The sequence below is a fragment of the Nicoliella spurrieriana genome, assembly GCF_023380205.1.
GTDB lineage: Bacteria > Bacillota > Bacilli > Lactobacillales > Lactobacillaceae > Nicoliella > Nicoliella spurrieriana.
The window spans coordinates 1,589,174-1,613,732 of record NZ_CP093361.1 but is presented as its reverse complement, the minus strand read 5'-3'; the positions used below and the strand labels follow the sequence as shown (position 1 = coordinate 1,613,732).

Here is a 24,559-nt window from a genome sequence, read left to right as displayed (position 1 = left end):
TCAAATGAAAAAAGTTGGTTTCTTACTTTCCTTAGTGGTTGCGTTCATTGCACTATTGGTAATTGGCCCCGGTGGTGCGCATTCGAAAAATTCACTTACGATTGGGGCTTCCAATATCCCACATGCCCAAATTTTGAATCACATTAAACCGGAATTGGAAAAGGAAGGCATTCACCTGAATGTACGGGTGTTTCAAGACTACATCCTCCCCAATAAGGCGTTAGCATCCGGTGAATTAGACGCAAACTACTTCCAAACGATTCCATTCTTGAACCAATGGAATCGGCAAAATCATGGTGATTTAGTTAACGTTGGAGCGGTGCATTTGGAACCAATGGGGATTTATTCTAAAAAGGTAAAGCGCCTGCAGGATTTAAAACCCAATTCGACCATCTTAGTTAGTAACAATGCACCTGACTATGGTAGAATTTTGGAACTCTTCCAACAAGCAGGCTTGATTAAAATCAAGAAGGGTGTCAGCATTGAACAGGCCAACTTCTCTGATATTGTAAGTAACCCCCGCCACCTCGTATTTAAGAATAGTTATGAACCTAAACTACTGCCAGAAATTTACGAAAACGGTGAAGGGGATGCGGTAGCAATTAATGCTAACTATGCTGTCCAAAGTGGCTTAAACCCGAAGAAGCAAGCAATTGCACTCCAAAAGAGTAGCCCAAATTCTCCATACAACAACATTGTTGCGGTCCGAAAAGAAGATCGGAATAAGCCGCAAATTAAGAAGTTAATGAAGGTCTTAGAATCAAAACCAGTTCAAAAATGGATTTACGATCATTATAAGGGTGGCGTTTTACCAGCCCATAAATACTAACCAACAAGGGTGCCTAGCTCAAGAAGCTAGGCGCCCTTTTAATTTGACTTTTTTTAATTGTGTCTGTATAGTTAGTTACATAAGTAATTAACTAAATGATGTCAGAATAAATTGAAGGATGTGAGAACATATGCAGTTTGATTTTGACATTTCGGAACCGATTTATTTGCAAGTGGCCGAACAGATTGAGGACGCCATCTTTACCGGGGCGTTTCCGGCAAATAATCAAATTCCATCGACGACTGAAATTTCAAAGCAGTTTCATATTAATCCAGCAACGGTGCTGAAGGGGATGAACATATTGGTAAACGAAGGGTTATTAGAAAAACGACGTGGAATGGGCACGTTCGTAACGATTGATGGCCAAAAGCGGGTGGTTGAAAAACGCCACTCCCAATTCTACGAAAACTTTGTCGTTGATATGATTCATGAGGCTGATAAGTTAAAGTTAGGCCAAGATGAGGTTTTAAAATTAATTCAACGGGGGTATCAACATGACAACGATTAAAATTGAGCATTTAAATAAGCATTTTCACAAACATAACGTATTGAATGATATTAACCTGACCTTTAAGCCTGATCGAATCTACGGCTTATTAGGCCGAAATGGTGCTGGGAAGAGTACCTTGTTAAGCATCATTACGGGGCTTAACTTTACTAGCTCCGGGAATGTAATGATTGATGGCGAATCAGTTAATGATAATTGCGGTGCCCTTAGTGATGTTTTTATGATGAGCGAAACGAACATGTATCCAGATTCGATGAAGGTTCGCGATATCATTAAAAATACTGCTAAGTTGTATTATGGCTTTGATAAGTCGTTGGCTAATCGCTTAGTGCGTGAATTTGGGGTGGATATTAAGACTAGTTTTAGTAAGCTCTCGACTGGTTACCATTCAATCGTCAAGGATATTATTGCACTATGCGTTCCAGTGAACGTGGTGATTTTCGATGAACCAACGCTAGGATTAGATGCTAATCATCGGGAATTATTTTACTCCGAGTTAATTCAATCCTATAGCGATCGACCTCGAACAATGATTATTTCGACCCACTTGATCGATGAAATTGCTAACCTAGTTAGTGATGTCGTAATTATTGATGATGGGCGGATCATTGTCGATGGTGAAAATGAGGAGCTACTAAAGAACGCCCACGAAATTACCGGGCCCGAAAATGAATTAGATGCCTACTGTGATGGATTGAATGTGATTGGAAGTAAAAAGCTCGCTAATTTAAAGACGAACTATGTCTACGGTCAATTAAATGATGATCGCAAGGTACCGGATACGGTCTCGATTAATGGAATGGATTTGCAAACGCTCTTTATTTACTTAACGAGTCGGGATGAGGAATTATTCGATGAAGAAGAAACGATTTAGAACTAATGCATTAATAGGGGGATGGGTTCATTATGAATAGTCGAGAACGACAGTTATTTAAAATTGAGATGCAGACCATCTTAAAATCAATTGGTTTTTTATTAGTATTTTTATTGGGGTTACAAAACTTACCACATCTAATTGGACTAGTTACAACTGGTCATTTTGGGAATTTCAGTAATATCTTGGTGCTATTGATTCAAGATCTGACTTTCTTTTCGTTATTTATAATGGCGCTTAATTTTAGCAGTTCGTTTGAATTTAAACTCCAAAATGGTTTTTCACGGTTCCAAACGTTTAAAATCGATTGGTACGTCGTAGTCGCTTTGGCTTTGATGCTGACCGCCGGTCAAATCATGTTTGCTTTTAATGATTTTAATGAGTCTAGCTATGCAGGCTTTTTCAATAACTCCATTTTAAATTTTTTGATGTTATTAGTATTTGCCATTTTGCAAAACTATTTTATATTTGAAATTAGTGAATTAATGGGAGTGTTTTTGAGCCTCTTTTCTAAAAAAATGCAGAAGTGGGTAATCTTAATTGCATTTTTTGCTCTAATAGGTGTAATCGTTACAGTGGTAAAAATGATCATTCCTGGTATTGAAAGCCTTATTTCGGCTAAGGTGATTAATCGTCAAATGGTAAGTTCATTTTTTAATTCACTAATTAGTTTACTGTTTGGCTATCGTGAGCATGGGCCTAATAATCCGTTTAACTTGTTAGTAACTGCACTAGTGTTTTTAGGGGGAATAACTTGTTTAACTAAATTGATTACGATGCGGTTACAACTCCGTCGTGATTAAAAATTCCCAGTAAACTTCACTATTAGTTTCGTAAATATGCTATAATAAAGTTTCTGAGAATATATAAGGACGGTATACAAAATGACAAAGAAAATGCACGTGGCTCTCTTCTTTGGGGGCAATTCTTCCGAACATGATGTTTCGAAGCGTTCAGCTCATAACATCTACGATGCAATGGATAAGGATAAGTACGATGTAAGCTTATTCTTGATGACTAAGGAGGGGTATCTCCTCAGTGATACAGATTCCCACCGGGTATTTGATGGTGAAGATGAGGATGCAGTTGTGAAATCAGTAATGCCCACTGTTGACGCTTCTGATCCGTTAGCAAACATTGCCAATTTGGGGAAAATTAAGGATGTGGATGTCTTTTTCCCAGTCATTCACGGAAACTTAGGTGAAGATGGTACGATTCAAGGGTTATTCAGACTCTTGCAAAAGCCATGGGTCGGTAGTGGAATCTTAGAATCAGCAATGGCTTATGATAAGGACATTACCAAGAAAATGTTGGACTTATACGGAGTGCAAAATACGAAGTATGTCTTATTGACTCCTGATAATGAGGGGGATTATTCATACGAAAAATTGGCTGCTCAATTGGGGACACGGATGTTCATAAAGCCTGCTAATCAAGGCTCATCAGTTGGCATTCATGAAGTGAACAATGCTGAAGAATACAAGGATAGCTTAGCAGATGCCTTTCGTTATGACTACAAGGTCCTTGTTGAAGAAGCAATTCAGGGCCCCCAAGAATTAGAAATCTCGATTTTAGGGAATGAACACCCGATTGCTTCTAAGTTGGGTGCAATTCGGGTGCCTGAAAATGATGAATTCTATACTTATGAAAATAAATTCGTTGATGCTAGTGAAGTGCACTTTGATATTCCAGTTGATGTATCCCAAAAATTGGCGGATCGCATTACTGAAATGGCGTTAACTGCTTATAAGGGCCTCGGTTTAAAGGGGATGGCACGAATTGATTTCTTGGTATCTAAGGATGATGAACCATACTTAGGTGAAATTAATACGTTGCCTGGCTTCACTAACATTAGTTTATATCCACAGTTATGGAACGCTTCTGGAATTACCTATACAGAGTTAATTGATAGGTTAATCGAATTAGCGATTGCTGAATTTAATAGACGTAAACAAATTCACCATGACTTTACACCACTTGGTAAGGAAAAATTATCAAAATAATAATTTAAAAACATCCATTTAATGGGTGTTTTTTTAGATTAAATTCGTATTTAATGATTAGACAAAGGAGGATTTTATGGCATCAAGATGTAAATGGGCGCAAACGGACCCCCAATTAATGGTTTACCATGATCAAGAGTGGGGGGTGCCGGAATATGATTCACAAACACTATTTGAGTTAATGACGTTAGAAACGTTTCAAGCGGGGTTAAGTTGGTTAACGGTTCTCAAAAAACGACCAGCATTTCGGCTGGCGTTTGCTAGTTTTGATTTTAACGTGGTTGCTAATTATGATGACAAACAATTGCAATTATTATTGCAGAACGCTGCCATCATTCGAAATCGTCAAAAAATAATGGCTACGATTGATAATGCTAAGACGTTGGTGCAGCTCCAAGCGAAACAAGTGACGTTATCGAACCTATTATGGAAATATACTAATGGTCAACCTTTAAACCATTTCAGGGAACGCGACGAAGCGGTTTCAATAACCGAATTCGTGCAACCATACGTGACTGAGTTTAAACAATTAGGCTTTAAAAGACTTGGCCCTACAACGATGTACTCGCTATTGCAAGCAGCGGGAGTGGTGAATGACCATGAATTAACTTGCTATAGATATAAACAAATCATTAATTTTTATGAAAACAATTGCTAACATTTGTATAAATATATTATGATTGATCTAAGATATTAAAATGATGTTCGGATAAGAAAGGGATGAGGTTGATGAGAATAATGAGGACTAGTAATATTAGCCGTGGCTCAATTAGAATCATGGGGAGTCAAATTAAACGCCGTCGCCGCCAACTGCAGTTATCGCAAACTGAATTGGCGGTTAATATTTGTACCCAGGGGTTAATTAGTTTGATTGAAAACAAAAATGTTTCACCTAGTATTGACATTGTTTATAAAATTTGTGAGCGACTAGACTTAAATATTCACGATGTAATTACTAGTGGCCAGATTAGCAATAAAACACTTGATTTAGTGGAGGGTGCAATTTGGAAATCTGATTATGAGAAAGCCCGGCAATTAATTGCTAAGGTAAACGTAGCAAACCTTGCCAGTCGTGAACTTAAATCACGATATTATTGCTATCTAGGTGATATTCATTCTAAGGCTGATTTAGATTACTTAAACGCGATTAAAAATTTTGAAGAAGTCTTAGTTAAGTACAGTGGGTTATCGACTGAGAATATTTATACTACTTGGGCCCACATTGGAATGGCAAAAGCGTATTTCATGTTAAATGACCTAGCTCAAGCTGAACAGTTTAACGAATTAGCGACTAGTTACTTAAAAATCCATCAGTTTAGCCACCGCAATAACTTTAAACGCTTGATTAATATCTATGTCGAGGCGATCGATCTCCAACACCATCTTTTAAAACATGAAGAAGCAATGGTATTAACACGGGCAGCATGTCAGTTTTTAAGGTCAATTGATTCAATGTATCAACTCGGGCCGTTGAATTTAGCGATGGCAAGGGGATTAATTGCTTCTGATGCCTATGCGCAAGCAATTTGTTACTTAGACCGGGCACATCACTTTGGTGATTATTACAATGATGATCAACTAATTGACCAGGTTGATAAGCTCCGCACACTGGTTACAGAATAAACGAATGTGCGCTTTAGTTATCGATTAACACTGAAGCCCCCCATATGATGAACGGTTTGGGCCAACATATGGGGGGCTTTTGATGATCATTGAATAACAAATTAGGCTAGCAATCTTGATTTAATGATTGCTAGCCTAATTCGATTTAGTAATCCGCCCCGTGGGAGTCGAATTATAAATGGTTTTGAGTTATTTTGCTTTATTTACAGGTTGGTTATTGGTGTCGGTTCTAACGATTAACACGTCACACTTAGCAGCCTTACTTACATAATCAGTTACGGAACCCATCATCAAACGTTCAAACGCGCTCAATCCGGTTGCGCCCATGATGATTACATCGGTATGGTAACGATCCGGCATTTCACGGGCAATGACCACCTTTGGAGCACCGTATTCAATTGAATAGTCGATATTTGATACACCGGCTTGATTAGCCTGGTCTAGGTAATCATCTAACGTCTTTTTAACGTTTGCAGTGGCTTCATCGATCATTGAACTATCAAAACTTGAAATGTTTTGGAATGAACGGGTATCAATAACGTGAACCATGTGAATGCCTGCTTTGGATTCCTTGGCAATGATGACCGCCTTATCAAAGGCTAATTTAGCTTCCTTAGAACCGTCAACTGGGACTAAAATGTTTTTGTAGTTACCTAACATATTCCCCACCTCCACTATTATTTTAAAATGAATCTAAAATAAAAGGAACTAAATGAACTTATTATTTTTTGCCAAAATAACGAGCGATCGTAATTTGAAATGCAATTACGATGAAACAGGCAATGATTAGCATCCAAAATAACAATTGATCGTTATCTAAAAAGAGAATCACTAAAAACACTAATCCGCAGGCCATAAAGAGTCCGCCAAAAACCTTAACGACTAACCTTAGTCCGGGAATGCTTTCCGGATGAAAGACTAAGAAAGGCTTATTTTGGTGGGTGAATAAAAACGCCCCGACACCAAGCATAATGGCGGCAAAAATAATGGTTAATACAACGACTAACATGTTAAACTCCATTTCTATTTTTAGTGCCCACGTTGGGCATTTTGAATTTTTTGGTATTGATTGGCAAACGCTTTTTCATACTTCCCGTTGGTTTTAGGGTGGTAGTAATTAGCGCTACTGATTTGATCTGGCAGGTACTGTTGTTTCACCCAATCATTTGGAAAGTCATGAGGGTATTGATAGTTGATTCCATGCCCCAGCTTTTTAGCACCACTGTAGTGAGCATCCTTAAGGTAGGGTGGAATCTGTCCGAAATGACCACGCTTAACATCACCAATGGCTGCGTCGATTGCGGTTAAGCCTGAATTGGACTTAGGCGAGATGCAAAGTTCAATGATGATGTCAGCAAGTGGAATCCGGCCTTCCGGTAACCCTAGCTTTTCCATTGCTTGAACTGCAGTCACGGTCCGGGCACATAAACTGGGGTTAGCTAATCCGATATCTTCGTATGCGATTACGATTAAGCGTCTGGTCAGCGAATTAATGTCGCCAGCTTCCATCAGCCGAGCGGCATAGTGTAATGCAGCATTGGTATCGGAACCGCGGATCGACTTTTGAAAGGCCGAGATGACGTCATAATGAGCATCACCATTTTTGTCAGCACTGAGCAATTTTTTTTGCAGACATTCTTCAATGTCTTGTAATTGAATATGAATGACGCCACTAGCGTCCGCATCGGTAGAGTTAGCAGCCAGTTCTAAGGCGTTCAGCGCACTTCTTAGATCACCATTAGTGCCAGTCGTGAGTAAATGCAGTGCATCATCATCTAATTTGATTTTTATCTTACCCAGCCCGTTTTCCTGATCATTCAATGCTCTTTTGACTGCAATTTGAATGTCATCAGGGGTAAGGGGGTGGACCTGGAAAATCTCAGTCCGACTCCGAATGGCCGGGCTGATGTTAATGTATGGATTTTCAGTGGTGGCCCCAATCATAATGATTTGCCCACTTTCGAGAAGGGGAAGTAAGAAATCCTGCTTAGTACGGTCCAAACGGTGAATTTCATCCAATAATAAAACTACGGTACCACTCATTTTACCCTCTTCAGCAACAATTTGGAGGTCTTTTTTGGTATCGGTGGCAGCGTTTAGTTTGCGAAATGCATACTGAGTGGAACCAGCAATTGCACTCGCAATGCTGGTCTTCCCAGTCCCGGGCGGACCATATAAAATCATTGAAGAAAGCGACTTGGCCTTCACCATCCGATTAATAATTTTACCGGGGCCGACCAAGGATTGTTGACCGACAATATCCTCGATTTTCTTAGGGCGCATCCGGTACGCTAATGGTTGTTGCAAACAATTACCTCCTATTTAAAAAGGTGTTTTAACTTATCCATAAATGATGGCTTTTCTGGGTTAGCGGCACTACTACCATCATTTTGGAATAGGTTCGGGTATTTTTGATGAAGCTCGACTGGACTAACGTTGATGGCGCTAGCAGCCGCATAAACAACGCCGTAGCTATCGGGATTGGTAAAGTAAAATGAATCGGTTCTGATTGTGAACTTAACGTTATTTTGGGATGCTAGTTTCATAAAGGGACCAATTTGATCTTGACCCACTTGACCGTTGACCAAGAGTTGATAATCTGGGTGGGCCTTAATTTCAGTTTCTAAGGCCTGTTGAGCCTGTGGAGTGCCCAAATCTTGAATCATGATTGCAAGTGAGACCCGTTCGCGAAACGTTCCCAGGTACTTTCTTTGTTCATCTGGATTAATCTTAGGAGTCCCGACTGTGGATTGCTCTAATCTGCTATTTACATCATTATCATTATTTGCCATATTTAAATTCCTCGCTTTTACATTTGATACTTAAATTGTATAACAAAAAAAGTGTTTCGCGAAAGCGAAACACTTTTGGGATCGAAATCCATATTATAGCTTGTTGTAGTATTCAACAATAAGTGATGGATCGATATCAGCATTAAGTTCATCACGTTGTGGTAACCGATTTAATGAACCTTCAAGCTTATCTGCATCAAAGGTAACGTATGCTGGACGACCAACAACGGCGTCAACAGCATCCTTGATGATTTGTAAGTCCTTAGACTTTTCACGAACAGCAACCACTTGGTTAGGTTCAACTTCGTATGATGGGATATCAACGCGCTTACCATCAACGGTAATGTGACCGTGGTTAACTAATTGACGTGCTTGACGACGAGTAGTAGCTAAACCTAAACGGTAAACAACGTTGTCTAAACGACGTTCTAGTAAGATTAAGAAGTTATCACCGTGACGACCTTCTCTAACCTTACCTGCGCGAACAAATAAGTTAGCGAATTGACGTTCAGTCATACCGTACATGTAACGAAGCTTTTGCTTTTCACGTAATTGAGTACCATATTCTGAAAGTTTTTGACGACGACCTTGACCATGATCACCAGGTGCGTAAGGACGACGAGCTAATTCTTTACCAGTACCTGATAAAGATACACCAAGACGGCGAGAAATTCTCCAACTTGGACCTGTATATCTTGACATAATAAAATTCCTCCAATTAATTTTTGGAGTAAAATAATCCGTATATACACTTAGTATTCGTGCATGTTGCTTTGCAATGTTCACCTCAGCAGCCGGAGGGTTACTTATTGAACCAATGTGGCAACAACATGTTGACGAGCTTACCGTGTACCGCTGCATTATTTTACACAATTACTTATTGTAGCTTGGTTGAGCTACTTTGTCAAATGTGCGACAAAGGTGGCAACAAATTGCTTTAATTCTTCCTCGTCTTCAGTAGTAAACCGGTTAGCGATTGGGGCATCGATGTCTAGGACCCCTAATTGGGTGCCGTCTTCATCATTAACGGGTAATACGATTTCTGACTTACTATTGGCATCACATGCAATGTGACCCGGAAATTGGTGAACGTCTGCAACCCTTAACACTTGATTGTTTTTGAAAGCGGTTCCGCAAACGCCAGCTCCGTTTTGGATGTGAACGCATGCGACCTTGCCTTGAAATGGGCCCAGAATTAATTCATCGGCTTCCTTAACGAATCGGTAAAAACCAGCCCAGTTAATATCTGACAATGATTCATACAGTAATGCTGAAGCATTGGCCATGTTGGCCACTGAATCAGTCTCATTAGCTAATAGCGCATCTAATTGTTGAACGAGCATTGATTTATGATTTTGCAAAGGAATTCCCCCTAAATGATTTAAAAAAATATCATATGTTATAATTTTAAATGGTTAGTGATTTTTTGCCAAATGTTAGCTATAATAAAATGAATAGTATCAATTTACGAACAATAGCGAAATAGAAATGATTACTTATTTTTAAAAAGGTGTGGGAGTGTATATGGGAAATTCAGCTGTAGGAATATTGGTTGCAATCGTGGTGGTAGTATTGGTCATCTACCTTGCGATTGTGACGTACCAACATTACATAATTAAGCAAATGAGGGTACTTCAAGCTAAGTTTGAGCAAGTCCAGTCCATTCCGATCCAAGATGAGTTAGACGATGCCCAAAAAATGAATTTATCCGGGGAGACGTTGGACCAATTGAACGGCTACACCGATGGTTATCAGGAAATCTTAGATACTGATTTCACCGAGATTAACGATTTAATCAACGGGGCAACGAAGGTTAGTAAAACCCTTAATTTCTTACGGACGAATAAGCTCTACCATGCAGTAAATCAATCCTTAGGTGATGTTACCCAACGGGTGCAAATGATTCAGGCTGGCCTGGTGCAGATTAAGGATTTAAATAAGCAACATCACAAGGTCATCCAAGATTTAACAGAACGGTTTAAGCAGATGCATACGACCCTTTTAAATAAGAACTATCTTTATGGACCGACCACTGATAATTTAGAGGTACGCCTTACCAAAGCAGAGGAAAAATTCGCTCAATTTAAACAGTTGACTGAAGATGGTGATCATGATGCCGCTGAAAACATCCTCCCTGAATTAGTTAGCCAGTCAGATCAATTGCAGGTATTCTTAGATGAAATCCCTAAAATTTACAAGAGTTTGACCGTTGAATATCCAGAACAAGTGGATGAAATTAAAACGGGGCATCGAGAAATGGTCAATGCGGGCTATCAGTTCGCTGATGACAATATTGATGGGGCAATTCAATTTGTGGGACAGCAAATTGAAAAAAATCTCGATAACCTACGGGATTTAGAGATCGCCCAGACCAGAAGCGGCAATCACCAAATTGATAAAATGATTGATCAGCTTTATGATGCGATGGAATTGGAAATTAAATCCAAGCGGCGGGTGCAAAAACAAATTGATGTAATCACCGCATTCGTTTCACACGCCCAAAGGCAAAATATCGAGTTAATGAGCGAGTTGAAACAACTAGATAAAAATTACGATCTAGAGCATCAAGAAATCGAGACCACGCGGGAGTTGGCCGAACAAATTAAGGCAATTGATATTACCCATCAAAATGATTTACAATCGGTTTCTGACGGACGCGCAGTTTATTCGCGCATCTCAGAACACATTAGTGAAGCTAAGAAGGCCCTTAGTCAAATTGAAGCACAACAACGTGAAATTAATGCTTCGGTCGCTAATTTGAACGAAGAAGAGGACCGGGCAGTTAAGGCAATTCAAGACTTTGAACTACAAATGCACACAATGAAACGTCGGATTGAGAATATGAACCTGCCCGGAATCTCCGATGATTACATCGATGCGTATTCGTTGGTGGACCAAGAAGTGCAAAAGTTATCGCAGGCAATTAATCAGACTAGGATTAGTATGGATTCAATCAATGAACAAATTGAGGTCATTAAGTCCGATGTTGATAATTTATTGGAACGGACCAATACGTTGTTAGATAGCGCCGCGCTTTCCGAACAAATGATGCAGTTCGCTAACCGGTATCGAACTAGTCATGCTGACATTGCGGAGGCAAGTAAGCGGGCCCATTACTTATTTGACCATGATTATCAATACGAAGAAAGTTTGAATGTAATCGTTACCGCATTGGATTTAATTGACCCGGCAATTTATCAACGCATTCAAAGTGCTTATTATCGTCACCATAAAAACTAACTAAAAGTAACCATTTATGTTAATCTAATCGCATAAATGGTTTTTTCTGTTATAATATATAGTTAGAATTTAAATTGGCCGGACTAATAATTTAAAAGAGGGTTTATGGTGACTATGATTTATTTTGATAACAGTGCAACGACACAAATTGATCCTTCGGCATTGAACACTTATGACCAGGTTAGTAAAAAAATTTGGGGAAATCCATCTAGTTTACACCGTTTTGGTGAAGAATCATTTAATTTGTTGAATCAATCAAGAAAACAAATTGCTGATTTATTGGGTGTTCAACCGAATGAAATCATTTTTACTAGTGGTGGGACCGAAGGTGATAACTGGGTCTTAAAAGGAACTGCGATTGAAAAGCGCAAATTTGGTCGGCATATTATTACGACCGCAGTTGAACATCCTGCTATTCACAATACCTGTGAACAATTAAAGCAGTTGGGTTATGACGTTACCTACCTCCCAGTGGATGGAGAGGGGCGCATCTCAATTGATGATTTAAAGGCTGCGATTCGTAAGGACACCATTTTGGTTTCAATCATGGCGGTTAATAATGAAATTGGAACAATCCAACCCATTAAGGATGCTGCTGAAGTCTTGAAGCAATACCCAAACATTCACTACCACATTGATGCGGTTCAGGGAATTGGGAAGGGAATCCAAGACCTGATCATGAACGAGCGGGTCGATTTTGTCACTTTTTCGGGACATAAATTCCATGCGCCCCGCGGAGTCGGGTTTATTTACAAGCGCGCTGGCAAGAAAATCGCACCGCTAATGATCGGTGGTGGACAGGAGCATAACCTTAGAAGTGGTACTGAGAACCTACCGGCAATTGCTGCAATGGCTCGGGCGCTACGGTTGTTATTGACCGACGAGGATGCTAAGGTGCAAAAACAGGCAGCGATTAAATCGGCTATCTATGACCACATCAAAAACTTTGATAAGGTTACGATTTTCTCTAAGGATCAGGATAACTTTGCTCCCCATATTTTGTGCTTTTCAATTTTAGGAGTGCGTGGCGAGACCATCGTGCATGCGTTTGAAGATCATGATATTTATATTTCAACGACCAGTGCTTGTTCATCAAAGGACCACGTGCCATCAGCTACGTTGACGGCAATGCAAGAACCGACTGAGCTATGCACCAGCGCCGTCCGGGTATCACTAGATGCCAATAATACGTTAGCGGAAGCAGAAACATTTAACCGCGTTTTTGATCAGTTATACGAACAATTTAGTAAATTAAGTTAAGGAGATATTCATGCAATATAGTGAAATTATGGTCAGATACGGTGAATTATCCACTAAGGGTAAGAACCGCAAGGACTTTATTAAGCAACTTGGTAAGAACATTCGCCACGTGTTGCACGACTTTTCAGATATTCACGTTAATCCCCAACAGGACCGTTTGCACGTTGACCTGCATGGTGAAGACTATGATAAGGTCATTGAACGCCTAACGGGGGTATTTGGGATTGAGACGCTTTCGCCTGCCATTAAGTTGGATAAGGACATTGACAATGCCAAGCGCGTTGCTTTGCAGATGGTTAAGGATCAATATCAATCTGGGATGACGTTTAAAATCAATACGATTAGACAGGATAAGAACTACCCGCTAGATACCTATGATATTAATGATAAATTGGGTGGCTTTATTATCGAAAATGTTGATGGAATCAAGGCTAAAATGAAACACCCTGATATTGAAATTCGGGTAGAAATTCGGATGAACGGGATCTTTTTATCTAGCGAAACGATTAAGGGTGCCGGGGGCCTACCAGTCGGCACCGGTGGTCGGGCTACGATGATGTTATCGGGTGGAATCGATTCCCCGGTTGCGACCTACCTTGCAATGAAACGGGGCGTTAAGGTCGATATGATTCACTTCTTTAGTCCACCATATACCAGTCCCCAAGCACTAGCTAAGGCTAAGGAATTATCCGCACAAGTTGCTAAGTTCGGTGGTAATATTCAATTTATTGAAGTGCCATTTACTAAGGTGCAAGAAACGGTTAAGGAAAAGGTTCCGGAAGGATACCTAATGACGATTCAAAGACGAATGATGTTAAGGATTGCATCCCAAATCACCCGTGATCGCCACTGTAAGGGAGTCTTTACTGGTGAGTCACTGGGGCAAGTGGCTTCCCAAACGCTTGAAAGTATGATGGCGATTAATGACGTTACGAACCTACCGGTGTTACGACCATTAGTATCGATGGATAAGACTGAAATCATTCGAATTGCCGAAAAAATTGGTACCTATGATTTATCGATCATGCCATTTGAAGATTGTTGTACGATTTTTACGCCGCCTTCGCCTAAGACTAAGCCTGACTTAGCAAAAACACGCCACTACGAAACCTACATCGATGTGGATGCGTTGACTAAGGAAGCAGTGGCTGGCATTAAAGTCACTGATATTAAGCCAGGGGAAGAGTTTATGAATCAGAATCAAGACGTCTTTTCTGAATTATTATAGAATTATTAAAAAATTAGTTGACGGTTTGTAGTCGATTGATTTATGATAGTTATCAAGAAGAAAAACTGTGAACAAGAGAGTAATCTTGAGTGGTGTTCAGAAAGAAATCCGGTTAGTTGAGAGGATTTTCACCATTTTAGATGAAGGTACCTTGGGAGTTGGGTTACTGAAATTAGTAGGTAATCCCGGTTGACCCCGTTAATCCGTTACATGAGAGAAATCGATTTTTCGGTTTAATTTTAGGTGGTACCGCGAGCACTTCGTCCTATTCGACGAGGTGCTTTTTTGTTTACAAATTACTTTAAGTTGAGGTGTTTTTATGACTAAGGATATTAAAATGCCACCAAAGTATGACCATAGTGCAGTTGAAGATGGTCAATACCAAGAATGGCTAGATGAAGGTGTCTTCAAGCCCAGTGGCGATCAAAAAGCAAAACCATATTCAATCGTGATTCCGCCGCCAAATGTGACTGGAAAGTTACATTTAGGCCATGCGTGGGATACGACCCTCCAAGATATTTTAATTCGCCAAAAGCGGATGTTAGGCTACGATACACTTTGGTTACCCGGGATGGACCATGCCGGAATTGCAACGCAAGCCAAAGTTGAAGCTAAGTTGAACGCCCAGGGCATTACCCGATACGACCTCGGTCGTTATAAGTTCATCGAAAAGGTGTGGGAATGGAAGGATGACTATGCCGCAACCATTAAAAAACAATGGGGTAAGTTAGGACTTTCACTCGATTACAGTCGTGAACGGTTCACCCTCGATGACGGACTTTCAGCAGCGGTACGCAAGGTGTTCGTGACCCTTTATAAGAAGGGGTTAATCTACCGTGGTGAATACATCATTAACTGGGATCCAAAGGCTAGAACTGCATTGTCTGACATCGAAGTGATTCATAAAGACGATAAGGGGGCCTTTTATCACGTTAAATACCCATTTACCGATGGCACTAAGTTTAACGGCAAGGATTACATTGAAATTGCTACCACCCGTCCTGAAACGATGTTTGGTGACGTTGCGGTGGCGGTTAATCCTACCGATGAACGGTATAAGGACATCGTAGGCAAAAAGATTCGGGTCCCATTGGTTGACCGTGAAATTCCGATTATTGCGGATGCTTACGTTGATAAGGAATTTGGAACCGGGATGGTTAAGATTACGCCTGCCCACGATCCAAATGACTTTAACGTTGGAAACCGGCATGACCTCAAGCGGATCAACACGATGAACGAAGATGCTACAATGAATGCCAATGCTGGGAAGTACGAAGGCATGGATCGTTTCACTGCTAGAAAGGCAATGACGGATGACTTGCAAGCCCAAGGATACATGCTAAAAGTCGACCCAATTGTCCATGCGGTTGGGCATTCTGAAAGAACTGGGGTCCAGGTGGAATCCAGACTTTCTACCCAGTGGTTCGTTAAAATGAAACCATTGGCTGAACAAGCATTGAAGAACCAAAAGACTGATGACCGAGTGAATTTCGTGCCAGACCGCTTTGAACACACCTTTGACCAATGGATGGAAAACGTCCATGATTGGGTCATTTCACGGCAACTCTGGTGGGGCCACCGGATCCCAGCTTGGTACAATAAGCAGACTGGTGAAACCTACGTTGGTGAAGAAGCTCCTAAGGATATCGAAAATTGGGAACAAGACCACGATGTCTTGGATACCTGGTTCTCATCTGCTTTATGGCCATTTTCAACGATGGGCTGGCCTGATACCGATGCACCTGATTTTAAACGTTACTTCCCAACCAACACGTTAGTTACTGGTTATGACATCATCTTCTTCTGGGTGGCTAGAATGATTTTCCAAAGCCTTGAATTTACCGGACGGCGACCATTTAAGGACGTCTTGCTTCATGGATTGATTCGTGACGAACAGGGACGCAAAATGAGTAAGTCATTGGGGAATGGAATTGACCCTATGGATGTGATCGATAAGTACGGTGCAGATGCATTACGCTGGTTCCTATCCAACGGTTCTACTGCGGGACAAGATGTCCGGTTCAGCTACGCCAAAATTGAATCGGCATGGAACTTTATTAATAAGATCTGGAATGCCAGCCGGTATGTAATCATGAACTTAGGGGAAATGGAAAAACCAACGTTACCAGATCCTGCTAAGTGGAACCTAGCTGATCGTTGGATCTTAAGTAAGTTAAACGACCTCGTTAAGCAGGTGACTGATCAATTTGATAAGTACAACTTCGGTGAAGCGGGCCGGGCCCTATACAACTTCATCTGGGATGATTTTTGTGATTGGTACATTGAAATGAGTAAGGAAACCCTTACTGGTGATGATGAAGATGCTAAGCAAAACACCCGCAACGTTTTGGCCTACGTATTAGATCAAACGCTACGCCTGTTGCACCCCATCATGCCATTCGTAACTGAAAACATTTGGCAAACGATGCCACACGTTGGGCAATCATTAGTGGTTGCCGACTACCCAGTGGATCATCCTGAATTTAATGATCCAAAATCTGAATCCGATATGGATAGTTTGATCGATTTGATCAAAGCGGTTCGGAACATTCGTTCAGAGGCTAATGCTAAGATGTCCAGTGCGGTTGATATCTTAATTAAGACTGATAACCAAAACTTAAAGGATATTTTTGAAGGGAACCAAGGCTACATTCAACGCTTCTGTCATCCAAAGACATTGGAAGTGGGGAGTGACGTTCAGGTCCCTAAGTTAGCCATGACCAGTGTGATGACTGATGCTGAAGTCAGCATTCCACTTGCCGAGTTAGTTGATCTTAACGAAGAGATTAAGCGGTTAGATGGTGAAATCGAACAATTTGAATTTGAAGTTCAGCGGGCTGAAAAGAAGCTTGGCAACGAGCGCTTCGTGCAAAATGCACCCGAAGCGGTCGTGAATGCTGAACGTGAAAAATTAGAAGATAATAAGGCCAAGTTAGCTGCGACTAAACAACGGCAAGCCGACCTTAAAGCTCAATAATAATTAATCAATCAAGTCCCGGACAGATACTGTGCGGGGCTTTTTTGAAAGGAGGTACTATGAAAAGTTATCAAGAAGCACTTGCCTACATTCACGGGCGGGTTAAATCGCATAAGGATGCGACCATGAAGCGAATGCAATTATTAATGGACAAATTAGGGCACCCGGAGCAACAAATTACCGCCATTCACGTTGCTGGGACCAATGGAAAGGGCTCGGTCGTCTCGTTTTTACGCAACCTGCTATCTGAAGCGGGTCTAACGGTCGGGACGTTTACTTCGCCGTTTTTAGTCCGGTTCAACGAACGAATTAGTGTGGATGGTGTGCCAATTAGTGATGACGAAGTGGTTCGATTGGTGAAGCGTGTCGCTCCGATTGTGGCTGAGATTGATGCGATGATGCCAAACGAGGGGCCCACTGAGTTTGAGGTGTTGACCGCAATGATGTTTACCTACTTTGCCGAAGGGCATGCTGATGTCGTTATCGTTGAAGTCGGCATTGGTGGGGATAATGATTCCACGAACGTACTCTATCCTGACGTATCCGTAATTACCACGATTGGCTACGATCATATGCAATTTTTGGGGAATACGTTATCAGAAATCGCTAAGCATAAGGCGGGGATTATCAAACCGAACGTGCCGGTAGTCATCGGCAACATTGCAGCGACCCCTAAACAGGTCATTTTAAACCAGGCAACCGAGTTATCTGCACCTATCAAGTGCCTAGGACGTGACTTTAGTGTTCAATCCCGGCCAATCAGCGGCTGGCATGAGCAGTTTGATTTTAGCGATGGTGAAATTAATACTAAGGGGCTTAAGATGAACATGATGGGTGACTTTCAAATTGATAACGCTTCCGTTGCAATTGAAGCCTTTGTTACATTCATGCGCTTACATCGCGCCCCCGTTAGTGCCAAGATGATCAAACAGGGGGTATTGAATACCCAGTGGGCCGGCCGGTTCGAAAAGCTAAACGACCAACCGTTAGTGGTGATTGACGGTGCCCATAACTTGCCAGCAATTAAAGAAATGCAAAAGAACATTCAAAATCATTTTTCAGATCGTGAAATTTATATTATACTTGCTATACTAGCTGATAAGCAGTATTTACAAATGATTGAGACCCTTGCAGGCCTTAAAAATGTCCATTTAATCCTAACTGAATTTGTGGGACCGAACCAACGCATGGCGGCCGATCTTTCAACCGTGCGGGCGGAGGTCAAATCCGCGCACCCAATTGAATTTATTGCTAATTGGCAGGAAGCGATTTTGACCGTTTCCAATCAGATGGGCCAAGATGATGGATTGATAATTACGGGATCGTTATATTTTATTTCTGACGTCAGGGCATTGTTCAAGCATTAATAATGTTTAACTAATGGTTAAATTGTTTACAAAAGCATTTATTATGGCCATTACTTTGCTTAAAATAATTAAGAGTGATTTAATTCTGATAAAAATATGATATACTAAAATTGATAAATTTATATCGTTGATATGAGTACGAAGGGATGAACGTCGTGTTTGGATTTGGAACGAAAAACATTGGGATTGACTTAGGAACAGCAAATACCATTGTGTACGTTGAGGGAAAGGGAATCGTTTTAAGAGAACCCTCAGTTGTTGCTAAAAATACCAAAACTGGAGCAATTGTATCCGTTGGTGAAGAAGCTCGTAATATGATTGGAAGAACGCCTGCAAGTATTAAGGCAATTCGGCCAATGAAGGACGGGGTAATCGCTGACTACGATACGACTGTTGCCATGCTTAAATACTACATTACAAAGACATTGGGGCATTCAAGCGGTAAGCCATACGTTATGGTTTGTGTTCCTAGTGGAATTACTGAAGTTGAAAAACGAGCCGTGATCGATGCCACCCGGGTTGCTGGAGCACGTGATGCTTATGTAATTGAAGAACCATTTGCTGCTGCGATTGGAGCCGGATTACCAATCATGGATCCCACTGGTAGTATGGTAGTTGATATTGGTGGTGGAACGACCGATGTTGCTACGATTTCATTAGGTGGAATCGTATCCAGTCGCTCACTTCGGGTTGCTGGTGATAAGTTGAACGAAGCGATTGCGACTTACGTTCGTAAAAAGCATAATTTATTAATTGGTGAAAGAACTGCAGAACGTCTGAAGTGGGAAATCGGTTCCGCATCACTAGATGATGCTAAGAACATCGAAGGGACTACTGTTCGTGGTCGTTACCTCTTGACTGGATTACCAAAAGCGGTTGAAATTTCAGCTGAAGATATTTCCACTGCTATTCACGAACCAATTTTAGAGATTATCGGAACCGTTAAGGAAACGCTTGAAGAAACTTCTCCAGAAATTGCTGCCGATGTTATCGATCATGGAATCGTACTTACCGGTGGTGGTGCATTGCTTAAAAACCTTTCTGAAGTGATTTCAGATGAGACTCAGGTTCCAGTATCAATTGCTAAAGACCCGCTTGATTGTGTTGCAATCGGAACTGGTGAATCACTAAAGAGTATTGATGTAATGAAGAAAAAATAAAGAAAAAAACAATCACTGCGGGAGGTTTAATGCTTCCCGCTTTTGTTTTTATAAATTAAAATCTATGGAGGGGCAATTATGCACAAGTTTTTCTCCAATCGAAAATTGGTAATTGTCATGTTGTGCGTTGTAATTAGCATCGGGTTAATGACGTTTTCAGTTGCGGTGCGTAACCGCAAGGCGACGCCACCATTAATCCAACAATTTGGAAACGATGTGGCAGGCTTTACCGATACGATTGTTTCAACCCCGGTGAACATCGTTAGTAACGGTGTGGGGTCGATTGGTACCCTGTTGAATACCTATCAGGAAAATCAGGTATTGAGTAAGCGGGTTAATCAGATTACCTCAACGCAAGTTCGTGATGCCGCATTACAAAAGGAAAATGCGAAGTTAAAGAGCCAACTAAAGCTAAATGATACTTTGACTAGCTACAAGTCGATCAATGCCGCTGTAATTACCCGCACCCCGTCATCATGGCAAAATCAGATTATTATTAATCGGGGGGCTAATGCTGGAGTTAAGAAGAACATGCCGGTCTTAGTGGATACCGGACTAGCTGGCCGGGTTGCAGAAGTGAATAAGACCAATAGTAAGGTAGAATTAATTACGAATAACAATGCAGCTACCAATCGGTTTGCAATTGAAGTGAATGCCAATGGTGGCAAGGTCATTAACGGAATTATTTCTGGCTATAATAAAACAACTGGACTGATTGAAATGGGGAATATTACCGCTAAGGCCAAAATCAAGGTGGGCCAAAAGGTTTATACTAGTGGACTAGGTGGCGTTACTCCTAAGGGACTCTATATTGGAAAGGTTGCTAAGGTTTCTAACGATGACTATGGATTATCATCTAAAATTTATATTAGCCCGGCCGCTGACTTAAATGATATTGAAGCGGTGACGGTTGCTAGTCGCAATTAGTAGGGGGAATTGAAATGCTAAGGAATTCACCGTTACGGTTCGTATTTCCAATTGGCTTGTACATTGCCTTTTGCTTGGATGGATCAGTTAGCCAAATCTTTAGTAAACAGCTGTTTGGAGTACAGTCATTTGTACCATGTATTACTTTATTATGGTTAATTTTTGGACTAATGTTCGAAAATGAAGTTAACTTACATTTAGGGATTTGGGCGTTTGTGACCGGATTCGTTATGGATACTTTTTACTTTGGGACCCTCGGGGTGTTTGTATTTATCCTCCCACTGGCGATTTATATTTGCCGACTTTCATATCGATACCTATCCGCAACCTTTATTTCTGGATTTTTAATCTATTTTATTGGCGTAACGATTTCCATGTCGTTTTCGTTTCTAGCGAACCGGTTTGTACACTTGGCTAATATTACTGCGACTAACTTTTTGGTCTCGGTACTGGGACCTAGCCTTGCGTTTAACTTAGTTTTATTTATTATTACTTATTATCCGGTTTCGCTACTATTTGATCATTATCGAGAAAAGGAATAGGAGGAATTGATTTGAAAGCAGTTAGCTTAAAGGGAACCCAGAACGGGTACGAATTGGTGCTGAACGAGGGGGCGTCAATTTCTGATATTCAAAAGGAGTTAGAAACCCTCCTGGCTAAATTAAATCAAGATTATCCTACTAAACGAATGCATTTAGAGGTAATCACTGGGCGCCGTCTTCTTTCAGATGAGCAATCTAAGGTGGTGGGGCAGGTCTTTGAACAATACCCCCATTTAATAATGGATGGAATCAGTAGTGAAGTGATTTCCATCGCTGATGCTAATCGGATCAAAGAGGATGAGAACGTCCACATTGTGGCTCAAATCATTAGAAATGGACAGGTCTATAGGGCTAAGGGCGACGTTTTGTTTTTGGGGGTTGTAAATGAAGGTGGCAAGTTGGTTACCGATGGTAATATCTATGTATTGGGCAGCGTTTATGGAATCGTGCAAGCGGGGGCTCCCAATGCTGAAGATAAGCTAATCGTTGGTGACTTACATAGTGCGCAACAAATTAGAATTGGTGAACAATTTGATATCGTTGCTGATAAGCAGGTTCAAAATTCTTTTCAAAACGTCGCATATGTGAATGATTTACACACATTAGATTATGGTAAGGTAAGCGGATTAAAACAAATTAATCCTAAATTTTATAATCGAATTGGAGGAATTCTGTAATGGGGAGAGCAATCGTTGTTACTTCTGGTAAGGGTGGCGTTGGTAAAACGACGACCTCCGCTAACGTCGGGGTGGCGTTAGCCCTGATGGGTAAAAAAGTCTGTTTAATGGACTTGGATATTGGATTACGGAACTTAGATGTTATCTTGGGCTTAGATAATCGAATTATTTACGACATTGTTGATGTTGCTTCCGGGCGGGCTAAATTACGGCAAGCCTTAATTAAGGATAAGCGTTTTGACAGCCTTTACGTGTTACCTGCTGCCCAAAACACCAATAAGAACGCTTTAAATCCAGAGCAGGTTAAGACGATTGTAAACGAGATTAAACAAGAATTTGACTATGTCTTTATCGATTGTCCGGCTGGAATTGAACAGGGCTTTTTGAACGCCATTGCCGGTGCTGATGGGGCCATTATTGTTACGACTCCTGAAATTTCTGCAGTTCGAGATGCTGATCGGGTGATTGGATTATTAGAACAACATCCACTTCAGGATAAGCCGCAATTAATTATTAACCGGATTAGAACTAACATGATGGAAGATGGCGATACCATGGATATCGACGAAATTACCCAGCACTTAGGAATTCCATTGCTTGGAATCGTAATTGATGATGACGAGGTTATTAAGACTTCTAACCATGGTGAACCCATCGTAATGAACCCTGAGAATCCAGCATCACAGGGGTATCGTAACATTTCTAGACGACTAACCGGTGAGACGGTGCCATTAATGGATATTAACAAAATTGCCAAACCCCAGAAATCATTTTGGAGTCGGTTATTTTCTAGAAAAGATTAATAAATAACTTGACGAATATGGATTAATGCTATATGATTACCTTAATTAAATTAAAGATGTTGATCAGGAATTTATTCAATGTTGTTCTACAGAGAGCCTACGGTGATGGGATGTAGGTGGATGGCATGATTTATTCACGCCTGGGAGTCGTTATTTCTGAAGATTAGTAGGAAATTACCGTTTTAACGCGTTATTGTTGTAGTTTAGTAAATAAACTCATTGAGTTTTGCTGTGTGAACAGTGAAAAAATTTGAGGTGGAACCACGATTGAAATCGTCCTCTTAAGCCATTCAATGGCTTAAGGGGACTTTTTTATTTACTGAACTCACTGAGGTAATTTGTGTAAGCAGATTACAAATTGAGGTGGAACCACGTTGATACGTCCTCTTAGATTAATTTCTAAGGGGACTTTTTATTTTGAAAGGGGAGCTAGCCAATGCTTAATTATATTGTTGAAATTTTACCATCGTTACTTTCGGGGGTGCAGACGACTCTGCAGATTTTCTTCTTGACCCTAATCTTTTCAATTCCATTAGGAATTGTTGCCGGGGTGGGATTAATTTCTAAGTTTAAGCCGTTAAAGGCGGTCTTGGAATTCTACGTTTGGATCATGCGGGGGAGTCCATTGTTACTTCAATTGATTTTTGTGTTCTATGGGTTACCAATGATGCCCGGCATTCAAATTGTCTTTCCAAGATTTGATGCTGCACTATTCGCGTTTATTCTAAACTACACTGCATACTTTGCTGAAATTTTCCGGGGCGGTTTACAATCGGTACCCAAGGGTCAATACGAAAGTGCACGGGTATTACGGTTATCGTATTGGCAGACGTTTAGAAAAATCGTGGTTCCACAGGTGGTTAAGATCGTAATTCCTTCAATCGGAAATGAGGTTATTAATCTGATTAAGGATTCATCACTAGTTTACGTAATTGGAATTGGTGATTTACTTAGAGCCGGAAACGTTGCTTCGGCTAGGGATGTTACATTATTACCATTAGTCCTAGTAGCAGTAATCTACTTAGCATTAACCGCCATTTTGACCTTTATCCTACGGCGCGTTGAAAAACACTACAGTTACTGGAAATAATTTTTGAAGGGGGAAATCAGAATGCTTGAATTAAAGAATATTACCAAAAAATTTGGGAACCGAACCATTATTAACAACTTGAATGCTCAAATTAAAGACAATGAAATTATGTGTATAGTTGGGCCCTCTGGGGCCGGGAAAACCACCCTCCTGCGTTGTATTAGTGGGTTGGAAAAATTAGATGCTGGGGAATTCATCTTAGATGGAAAGCAATTTGACCCCACCGCTAGTGAAAATAACGTTGTCGGCGTTGTTTTCCAAGACTTCCAATTATTTCCAAACTTGACCGTGATTCAAAACATCACCCTAGCGCCAGAGTTGGTATTAAAACAGGATCGAGCGGTTGCAGAGCAAAAAGCCCAGCAACTAATGGGTGAGTTGAATTTAGATGGGAAGGATGACTTATACCCATACCAGCTTTCTGGTGGACAAAAACAACGGGTTGCGATTGTCCGGGCCCTAGCAATGAATCCAAAAATTATTTGTTATGATGAACCCACTTCAGCTTTGGACCCCAATTTACGGGATGAAGTAGCTCGGATTATCAAAAGCTTGAAGCAGACCGGAGTTACTCAAATTGTCATCACCCATGATATGGACTTTGCAAAGAAGGTTGCAGATGATATGTTACAAGTTCAACCAGTCAAATAGGGGGTGCC

25 protein-coding genes and 2 other annotated features are annotated in these 24,559 nt (G+C 40.8%); of the genes, 19 read left to right on the top strand and 6 right to left on the bottom strand.

All coding sequences use genetic code 11. The features are described from left to right. Positions 1-4 precede the first annotated feature (4 nt). From MOO44_RS08180 to MOO44_RS08150, 7 genes are all read left to right on the top strand, one after another. Positions 5-829, top strand: a complete 825-nt coding sequence (locus tag MOO44_RS08180; RefSeq protein WP_260116630.1) for a MetQ/NlpA family ABC transporter substrate-binding protein — start codon at positions 5-7, stop codon at positions 827-829. 130 nt (positions 830-959) lie between these two features. Further along, positions 960-1,337, top strand: coding sequence for a GntR family transcriptional regulator (locus MOO44_RS08175; RefSeq protein ID WP_260116629.1), 378 nt, complete (start codon positions 960-962; stop codon positions 1,335-1,337). Further along, on the top strand, positions 1,324-2,211 hold the full coding sequence (locus MOO44_RS08170; protein WP_260116628.1) for an ATP-binding cassette domain-containing protein: 888 nt from the start codon (positions 1,324-1,326) through the stop codon (positions 2,209-2,211). Before MOO44_RS08175 ends, MOO44_RS08170 begins: the two co-directional genes overlap by 14 nt. 32 nt (positions 2,212-2,243) lie before the next feature. Continuing rightward, entirely contained in the window at positions 2,244-3,014 is a 771-nt protein-coding gene (locus MOO44_RS08165) for a hypothetical protein (protein WP_260116627.1), read from the top strand. An 81-nt stretch (positions 3,015-3,095) separates the two neighbouring features. Then, positions 3,096-4,214 carry a D-alanine--D-alanine ligase family protein gene (locus MOO44_RS08160; protein WP_260116626.1) on the top strand — a complete coding sequence of 373 codons (1,119 nt, stop codon included), beginning with the start codon at positions 3,096-3,098 and terminating at the stop codon, positions 4,212-4,214. Between the two features lie 76 nt (positions 4,215-4,290). Next, positions 4,291-4,872, top strand: a complete 582-nt coding sequence (locus MOO44_RS08155) for a DNA-3-methyladenine glycosylase I (RefSeq protein ID WP_260116625.1) — start codon at positions 4,291-4,293, stop codon at positions 4,870-4,872. 71 nt (positions 4,873-4,943) lie between these two features. Beyond that, positions 4,944-5,837, top strand: a complete 894-nt coding sequence (locus MOO44_RS08150; RefSeq protein WP_260116624.1) for a helix-turn-helix transcriptional regulator — start codon at positions 4,944-4,946, stop codon at positions 5,835-5,837. 189 nt (positions 5,838-6,026) lie between these two features. Here the strand turns inward: MOO44_RS08150 and MOO44_RS08145 are convergent, their stop codons facing one another. The 6 genes from MOO44_RS08145 to MOO44_RS08120 form a co-directional block, all read right to left on the bottom strand. Then, the gene (locus MOO44_RS08145; protein WP_260116623.1) at positions 6,027-6,497 is read right to left on the bottom strand and encodes a universal stress protein; all 471 of its coding nucleotides are present in this window, start codon (positions 6,495-6,497) and stop codon (positions 6,027-6,029) included. A gap of 61 nt (positions 6,498-6,558) precedes the next feature. After that, positions 6,559-6,846, bottom strand: a complete 288-nt coding sequence (locus MOO44_RS08140; protein ID WP_260116622.1) for a hypothetical protein — start codon at positions 6,844-6,846, stop codon at positions 6,559-6,561. 20 nt (positions 6,847-6,866) lie between these two features. Beyond that, a complete protein-coding gene (locus tag MOO44_RS08135; protein WP_260116621.1) occupies positions 6,867-8,144 on the bottom strand; it encodes a replication-associated recombination protein A in 1,278 nt (425 codons plus the stop codon). An 11-nt stretch (positions 8,145-8,155) separates the two neighbouring features. After that, positions 8,156-8,629 (bottom strand): YueI family protein, encoded by a 474-nt coding sequence (locus MOO44_RS08130; protein ID WP_260116620.1) that lies wholly within the window; start codon positions 8,627-8,629, stop codon positions 8,156-8,158. 93 nt (positions 8,630-8,722) lie between these two features. After that, the gene (rpsD, locus tag MOO44_RS08125; RefSeq protein WP_260116619.1) at positions 8,723-9,331 is read right to left on the bottom strand and encodes a 30S ribosomal protein S4; all 609 of its coding nucleotides are present in this window, start codon (positions 9,329-9,331) and stop codon (positions 8,723-8,725) included. A gap of 194 nt (positions 9,332-9,525) precedes the next feature. After that, a complete protein-coding gene (locus MOO44_RS08120; RefSeq protein WP_260117334.1) occupies positions 9,526-9,972 on the bottom strand; it encodes a GAF domain-containing protein in 447 nt (148 codons plus the stop codon). Positions 9,973-10,153: 181 nt separating this feature from the next. Here MOO44_RS08120 and ezrA point away from each other — a divergent pair, with 181 nt between their 5' ends. The 12 genes from ezrA (at position 10,154) to MOO44_RS08060 (ending at position 24,551) form a co-directional block, all read left to right on the top strand. Next, positions 10,154-11,869, top strand: a complete 1,716-nt coding sequence (gene ezrA, locus MOO44_RS08115) for a septation ring formation regulator EzrA (protein WP_260116618.1) — start codon at positions 10,154-10,156, stop codon at positions 11,867-11,869. 114 nt (positions 11,870-11,983) lie between these two features. Further along, complete coding sequence (locus MOO44_RS08110; RefSeq protein ID WP_260117333.1) at positions 11,984-13,129, top strand: cysteine desulfurase family protein; 1,146 nt, start codon at positions 11,984-11,986, stop codon at positions 13,127-13,129. A 10-nt stretch (positions 13,130-13,139) separates the two neighbouring features. Next, a complete protein-coding gene (thiI, locus tag MOO44_RS08105) occupies positions 13,140-14,357 on the top strand; it encodes a tRNA uracil 4-sulfurtransferase ThiI (protein ID WP_260116617.1) in 1,218 nt (405 codons plus the stop codon). A gap of 58 nt (positions 14,358-14,415) precedes the next feature. Then, positions 14,416-14,628 (top strand) — a binding site (T-box leader). A gap of 48 nt (positions 14,629-14,676) precedes the next feature. Beyond that, positions 14,677-17,334, top strand: coding sequence for a valine--tRNA ligase (locus tag MOO44_RS08100; RefSeq protein WP_260116616.1), 2,658 nt, complete (start codon positions 14,677-14,679; stop codon positions 17,332-17,334). A gap of 59 nt (positions 17,335-17,393) precedes the next feature. Then, positions 17,394-18,701: a bifunctional folylpolyglutamate synthase/dihydrofolate synthase gene (locus MOO44_RS08095; protein WP_260116615.1), complete on the top strand. Its 1,308-nt coding sequence runs from the start codon at positions 17,394-17,396 to the stop codon at positions 18,699-18,701. A gap of 155 nt (positions 18,702-18,856) precedes the next feature. Next, positions 18,857-19,861, top strand: coding sequence for a rod shape-determining protein (locus MOO44_RS08090; RefSeq protein WP_279306817.1), 1,005 nt, complete (start codon positions 18,857-18,859; stop codon positions 19,859-19,861). Positions 19,862-19,939: 78 nt separating this feature from the next. Continuing rightward, positions 19,940-20,788, top strand: a complete 849-nt coding sequence (gene mreC / locus MOO44_RS08085) for a rod shape-determining protein MreC (RefSeq protein ID WP_260116613.1) — start codon at positions 19,940-19,942, stop codon at positions 20,786-20,788. A 14-nt stretch (positions 20,789-20,802) separates the two neighbouring features. Then, the gene (gene mreD, locus MOO44_RS08080) at positions 20,803-21,330 is read left to right on the top strand and encodes a rod shape-determining protein MreD (RefSeq protein WP_260116612.1); all 528 of its coding nucleotides are present in this window, start codon (positions 20,803-20,805) and stop codon (positions 21,328-21,330) included. An 11-nt stretch (positions 21,331-21,341) separates the two neighbouring features. Further along, entirely contained in the window at positions 21,342-22,007 is a 666-nt protein-coding gene (locus MOO44_RS08075; protein ID WP_260116611.1) for a septum site-determining protein MinC, read from the top strand. After that, positions 22,007-22,810, top strand: coding sequence for a septum site-determining protein MinD (gene minD / locus MOO44_RS08070; RefSeq protein ID WP_260116610.1), 804 nt, complete (start codon positions 22,007-22,009; stop codon positions 22,808-22,810). The genes MOO44_RS08075 and minD overlap by 1 nt, the downstream gene beginning before the upstream one ends. 50 nt (positions 22,811-22,860) lie before the next feature. Continuing rightward, positions 22,861-23,094 (top strand) — a binding site (T-box leader). A 152-nt stretch (positions 23,095-23,246) separates the two neighbouring features. Further along, the gene (locus MOO44_RS08065; RefSeq protein ID WP_260116609.1) at positions 23,247-23,900 is read left to right on the top strand and encodes an amino acid ABC transporter permease; all 654 of its coding nucleotides are present in this window, start codon (positions 23,247-23,249) and stop codon (positions 23,898-23,900) included. 21 nt (positions 23,901-23,921) lie between these two features. Further along, positions 23,922-24,551 carry an amino acid ABC transporter ATP-binding protein gene (locus MOO44_RS08060; RefSeq protein WP_260116608.1) on the top strand — a complete coding sequence of 210 codons (630 nt, stop codon included), beginning with the start codon at positions 23,922-23,924 and terminating at the stop codon, positions 24,549-24,551. Positions 24,552-24,559 lie beyond the last annotated feature (8 nt).

Coding starts and splice junctions, on each gene's coding strand:
- MOO44_RS08180 (WP_260116630.1), top strand. CDS start 5: ATGAAAAAAGTTGGTTTCTTACTTTCCTTAGTGGTTGCGTTCATTGCA.
- MOO44_RS08175 (WP_260116629.1), top strand. CDS start 960: ATGCAGTTTGATTTTGACATTTCGGAACCGATTTATTTGCAAGTGGCC.
- MOO44_RS08170 (WP_260116628.1), top strand. CDS start 1,324: ATGACAACGATTAAAATTGAGCATTTAAATAAGCATTTTCACAAACAT.
- MOO44_RS08165 (WP_260116627.1), top strand. CDS start 2,244: ATGAATAGTCGAGAACGACAGTTATTTAAAATTGAGATGCAGACCATC.
- MOO44_RS08160 (WP_260116626.1), top strand. CDS start 3,096: ATGACAAAGAAAATGCACGTGGCTCTCTTCTTTGGGGGCAATTCTTCC.
- MOO44_RS08155 (WP_260116625.1), top strand. CDS start 4,291: ATGGCATCAAGATGTAAATGGGCGCAAACGGACCCCCAATTAATGGTT.
- MOO44_RS08150 (WP_260116624.1), top strand. CDS start 4,944: ATGAGAATAATGAGGACTAGTAATATTAGCCGTGGCTCAATTAGAATC.
- MOO44_RS08145 (WP_260116623.1), bottom strand. CDS start 6,497: ATGTTAGGTAACTACAAAAACATTTTAGTCCCAGTTGACGGTTCTAAG.
- MOO44_RS08140 (WP_260116622.1), bottom strand. CDS start 6,846: ATGTTAGTCGTTGTATTAACCATTATTTTTGCCGCCATTATGCTTGGT.
- MOO44_RS08130 (WP_260116620.1), bottom strand. CDS start 8,629: ATGGCAAATAATGATAATGATGTAAATAGCAGATTAGAGCAATCCACA.
- rpsD (WP_260116619.1), bottom strand. CDS start 9,331: ATGTCAAGATATACAGGTCCAAGTTGGAGAATTTCTCGCCGTCTTGGT.
- MOO44_RS08120 (WP_260117334.1), bottom strand. CDS start 9,972: ATGCTCGTTCAACAATTAGATGCGCTATTAGCTAATGAGACTGATTCA.
- ezrA (WP_260116618.1), top strand. CDS start 10,154: ATGGGAAATTCAGCTGTAGGAATATTGGTTGCAATCGTGGTGGTAGTA.
- MOO44_RS08110 (WP_260117333.1), top strand. CDS start 11,984: ATGATTTATTTTGATAACAGTGCAACGACACAAATTGATCCTTCGGCA.
- thiI (WP_260116617.1), top strand. CDS start 13,140: ATGCAATATAGTGAAATTATGGTCAGATACGGTGAATTATCCACTAAG.
- MOO44_RS08100 (WP_260116616.1), top strand. CDS start 14,677: ATGACTAAGGATATTAAAATGCCACCAAAGTATGACCATAGTGCAGTT.
- MOO44_RS08095 (WP_260116615.1), top strand. CDS start 17,394: ATGAAAAGTTATCAAGAAGCACTTGCCTACATTCACGGGCGGGTTAAA.
- mreC (WP_260116613.1), top strand. CDS start 19,940: ATGCACAAGTTTTTCTCCAATCGAAAATTGGTAATTGTCATGTTGTGC.
- mreD (WP_260116612.1), top strand. CDS start 20,803: ATGCTAAGGAATTCACCGTTACGGTTCGTATTTCCAATTGGCTTGTAC.
- minD (WP_260116610.1), top strand. CDS start 22,007: ATGGGGAGAGCAATCGTTGTTACTTCTGGTAAGGGTGGCGTTGGTAAA.
- MOO44_RS08065 (WP_260116609.1), top strand. CDS start 23,247: ATGCTTAATTATATTGTTGAAATTTTACCATCGTTACTTTCGGGGGTG.
- MOO44_RS08060 (WP_260116608.1), top strand. CDS start 23,922: ATGCTTGAATTAAAGAATATTACCAAAAAATTTGGGAACCGAACCATT.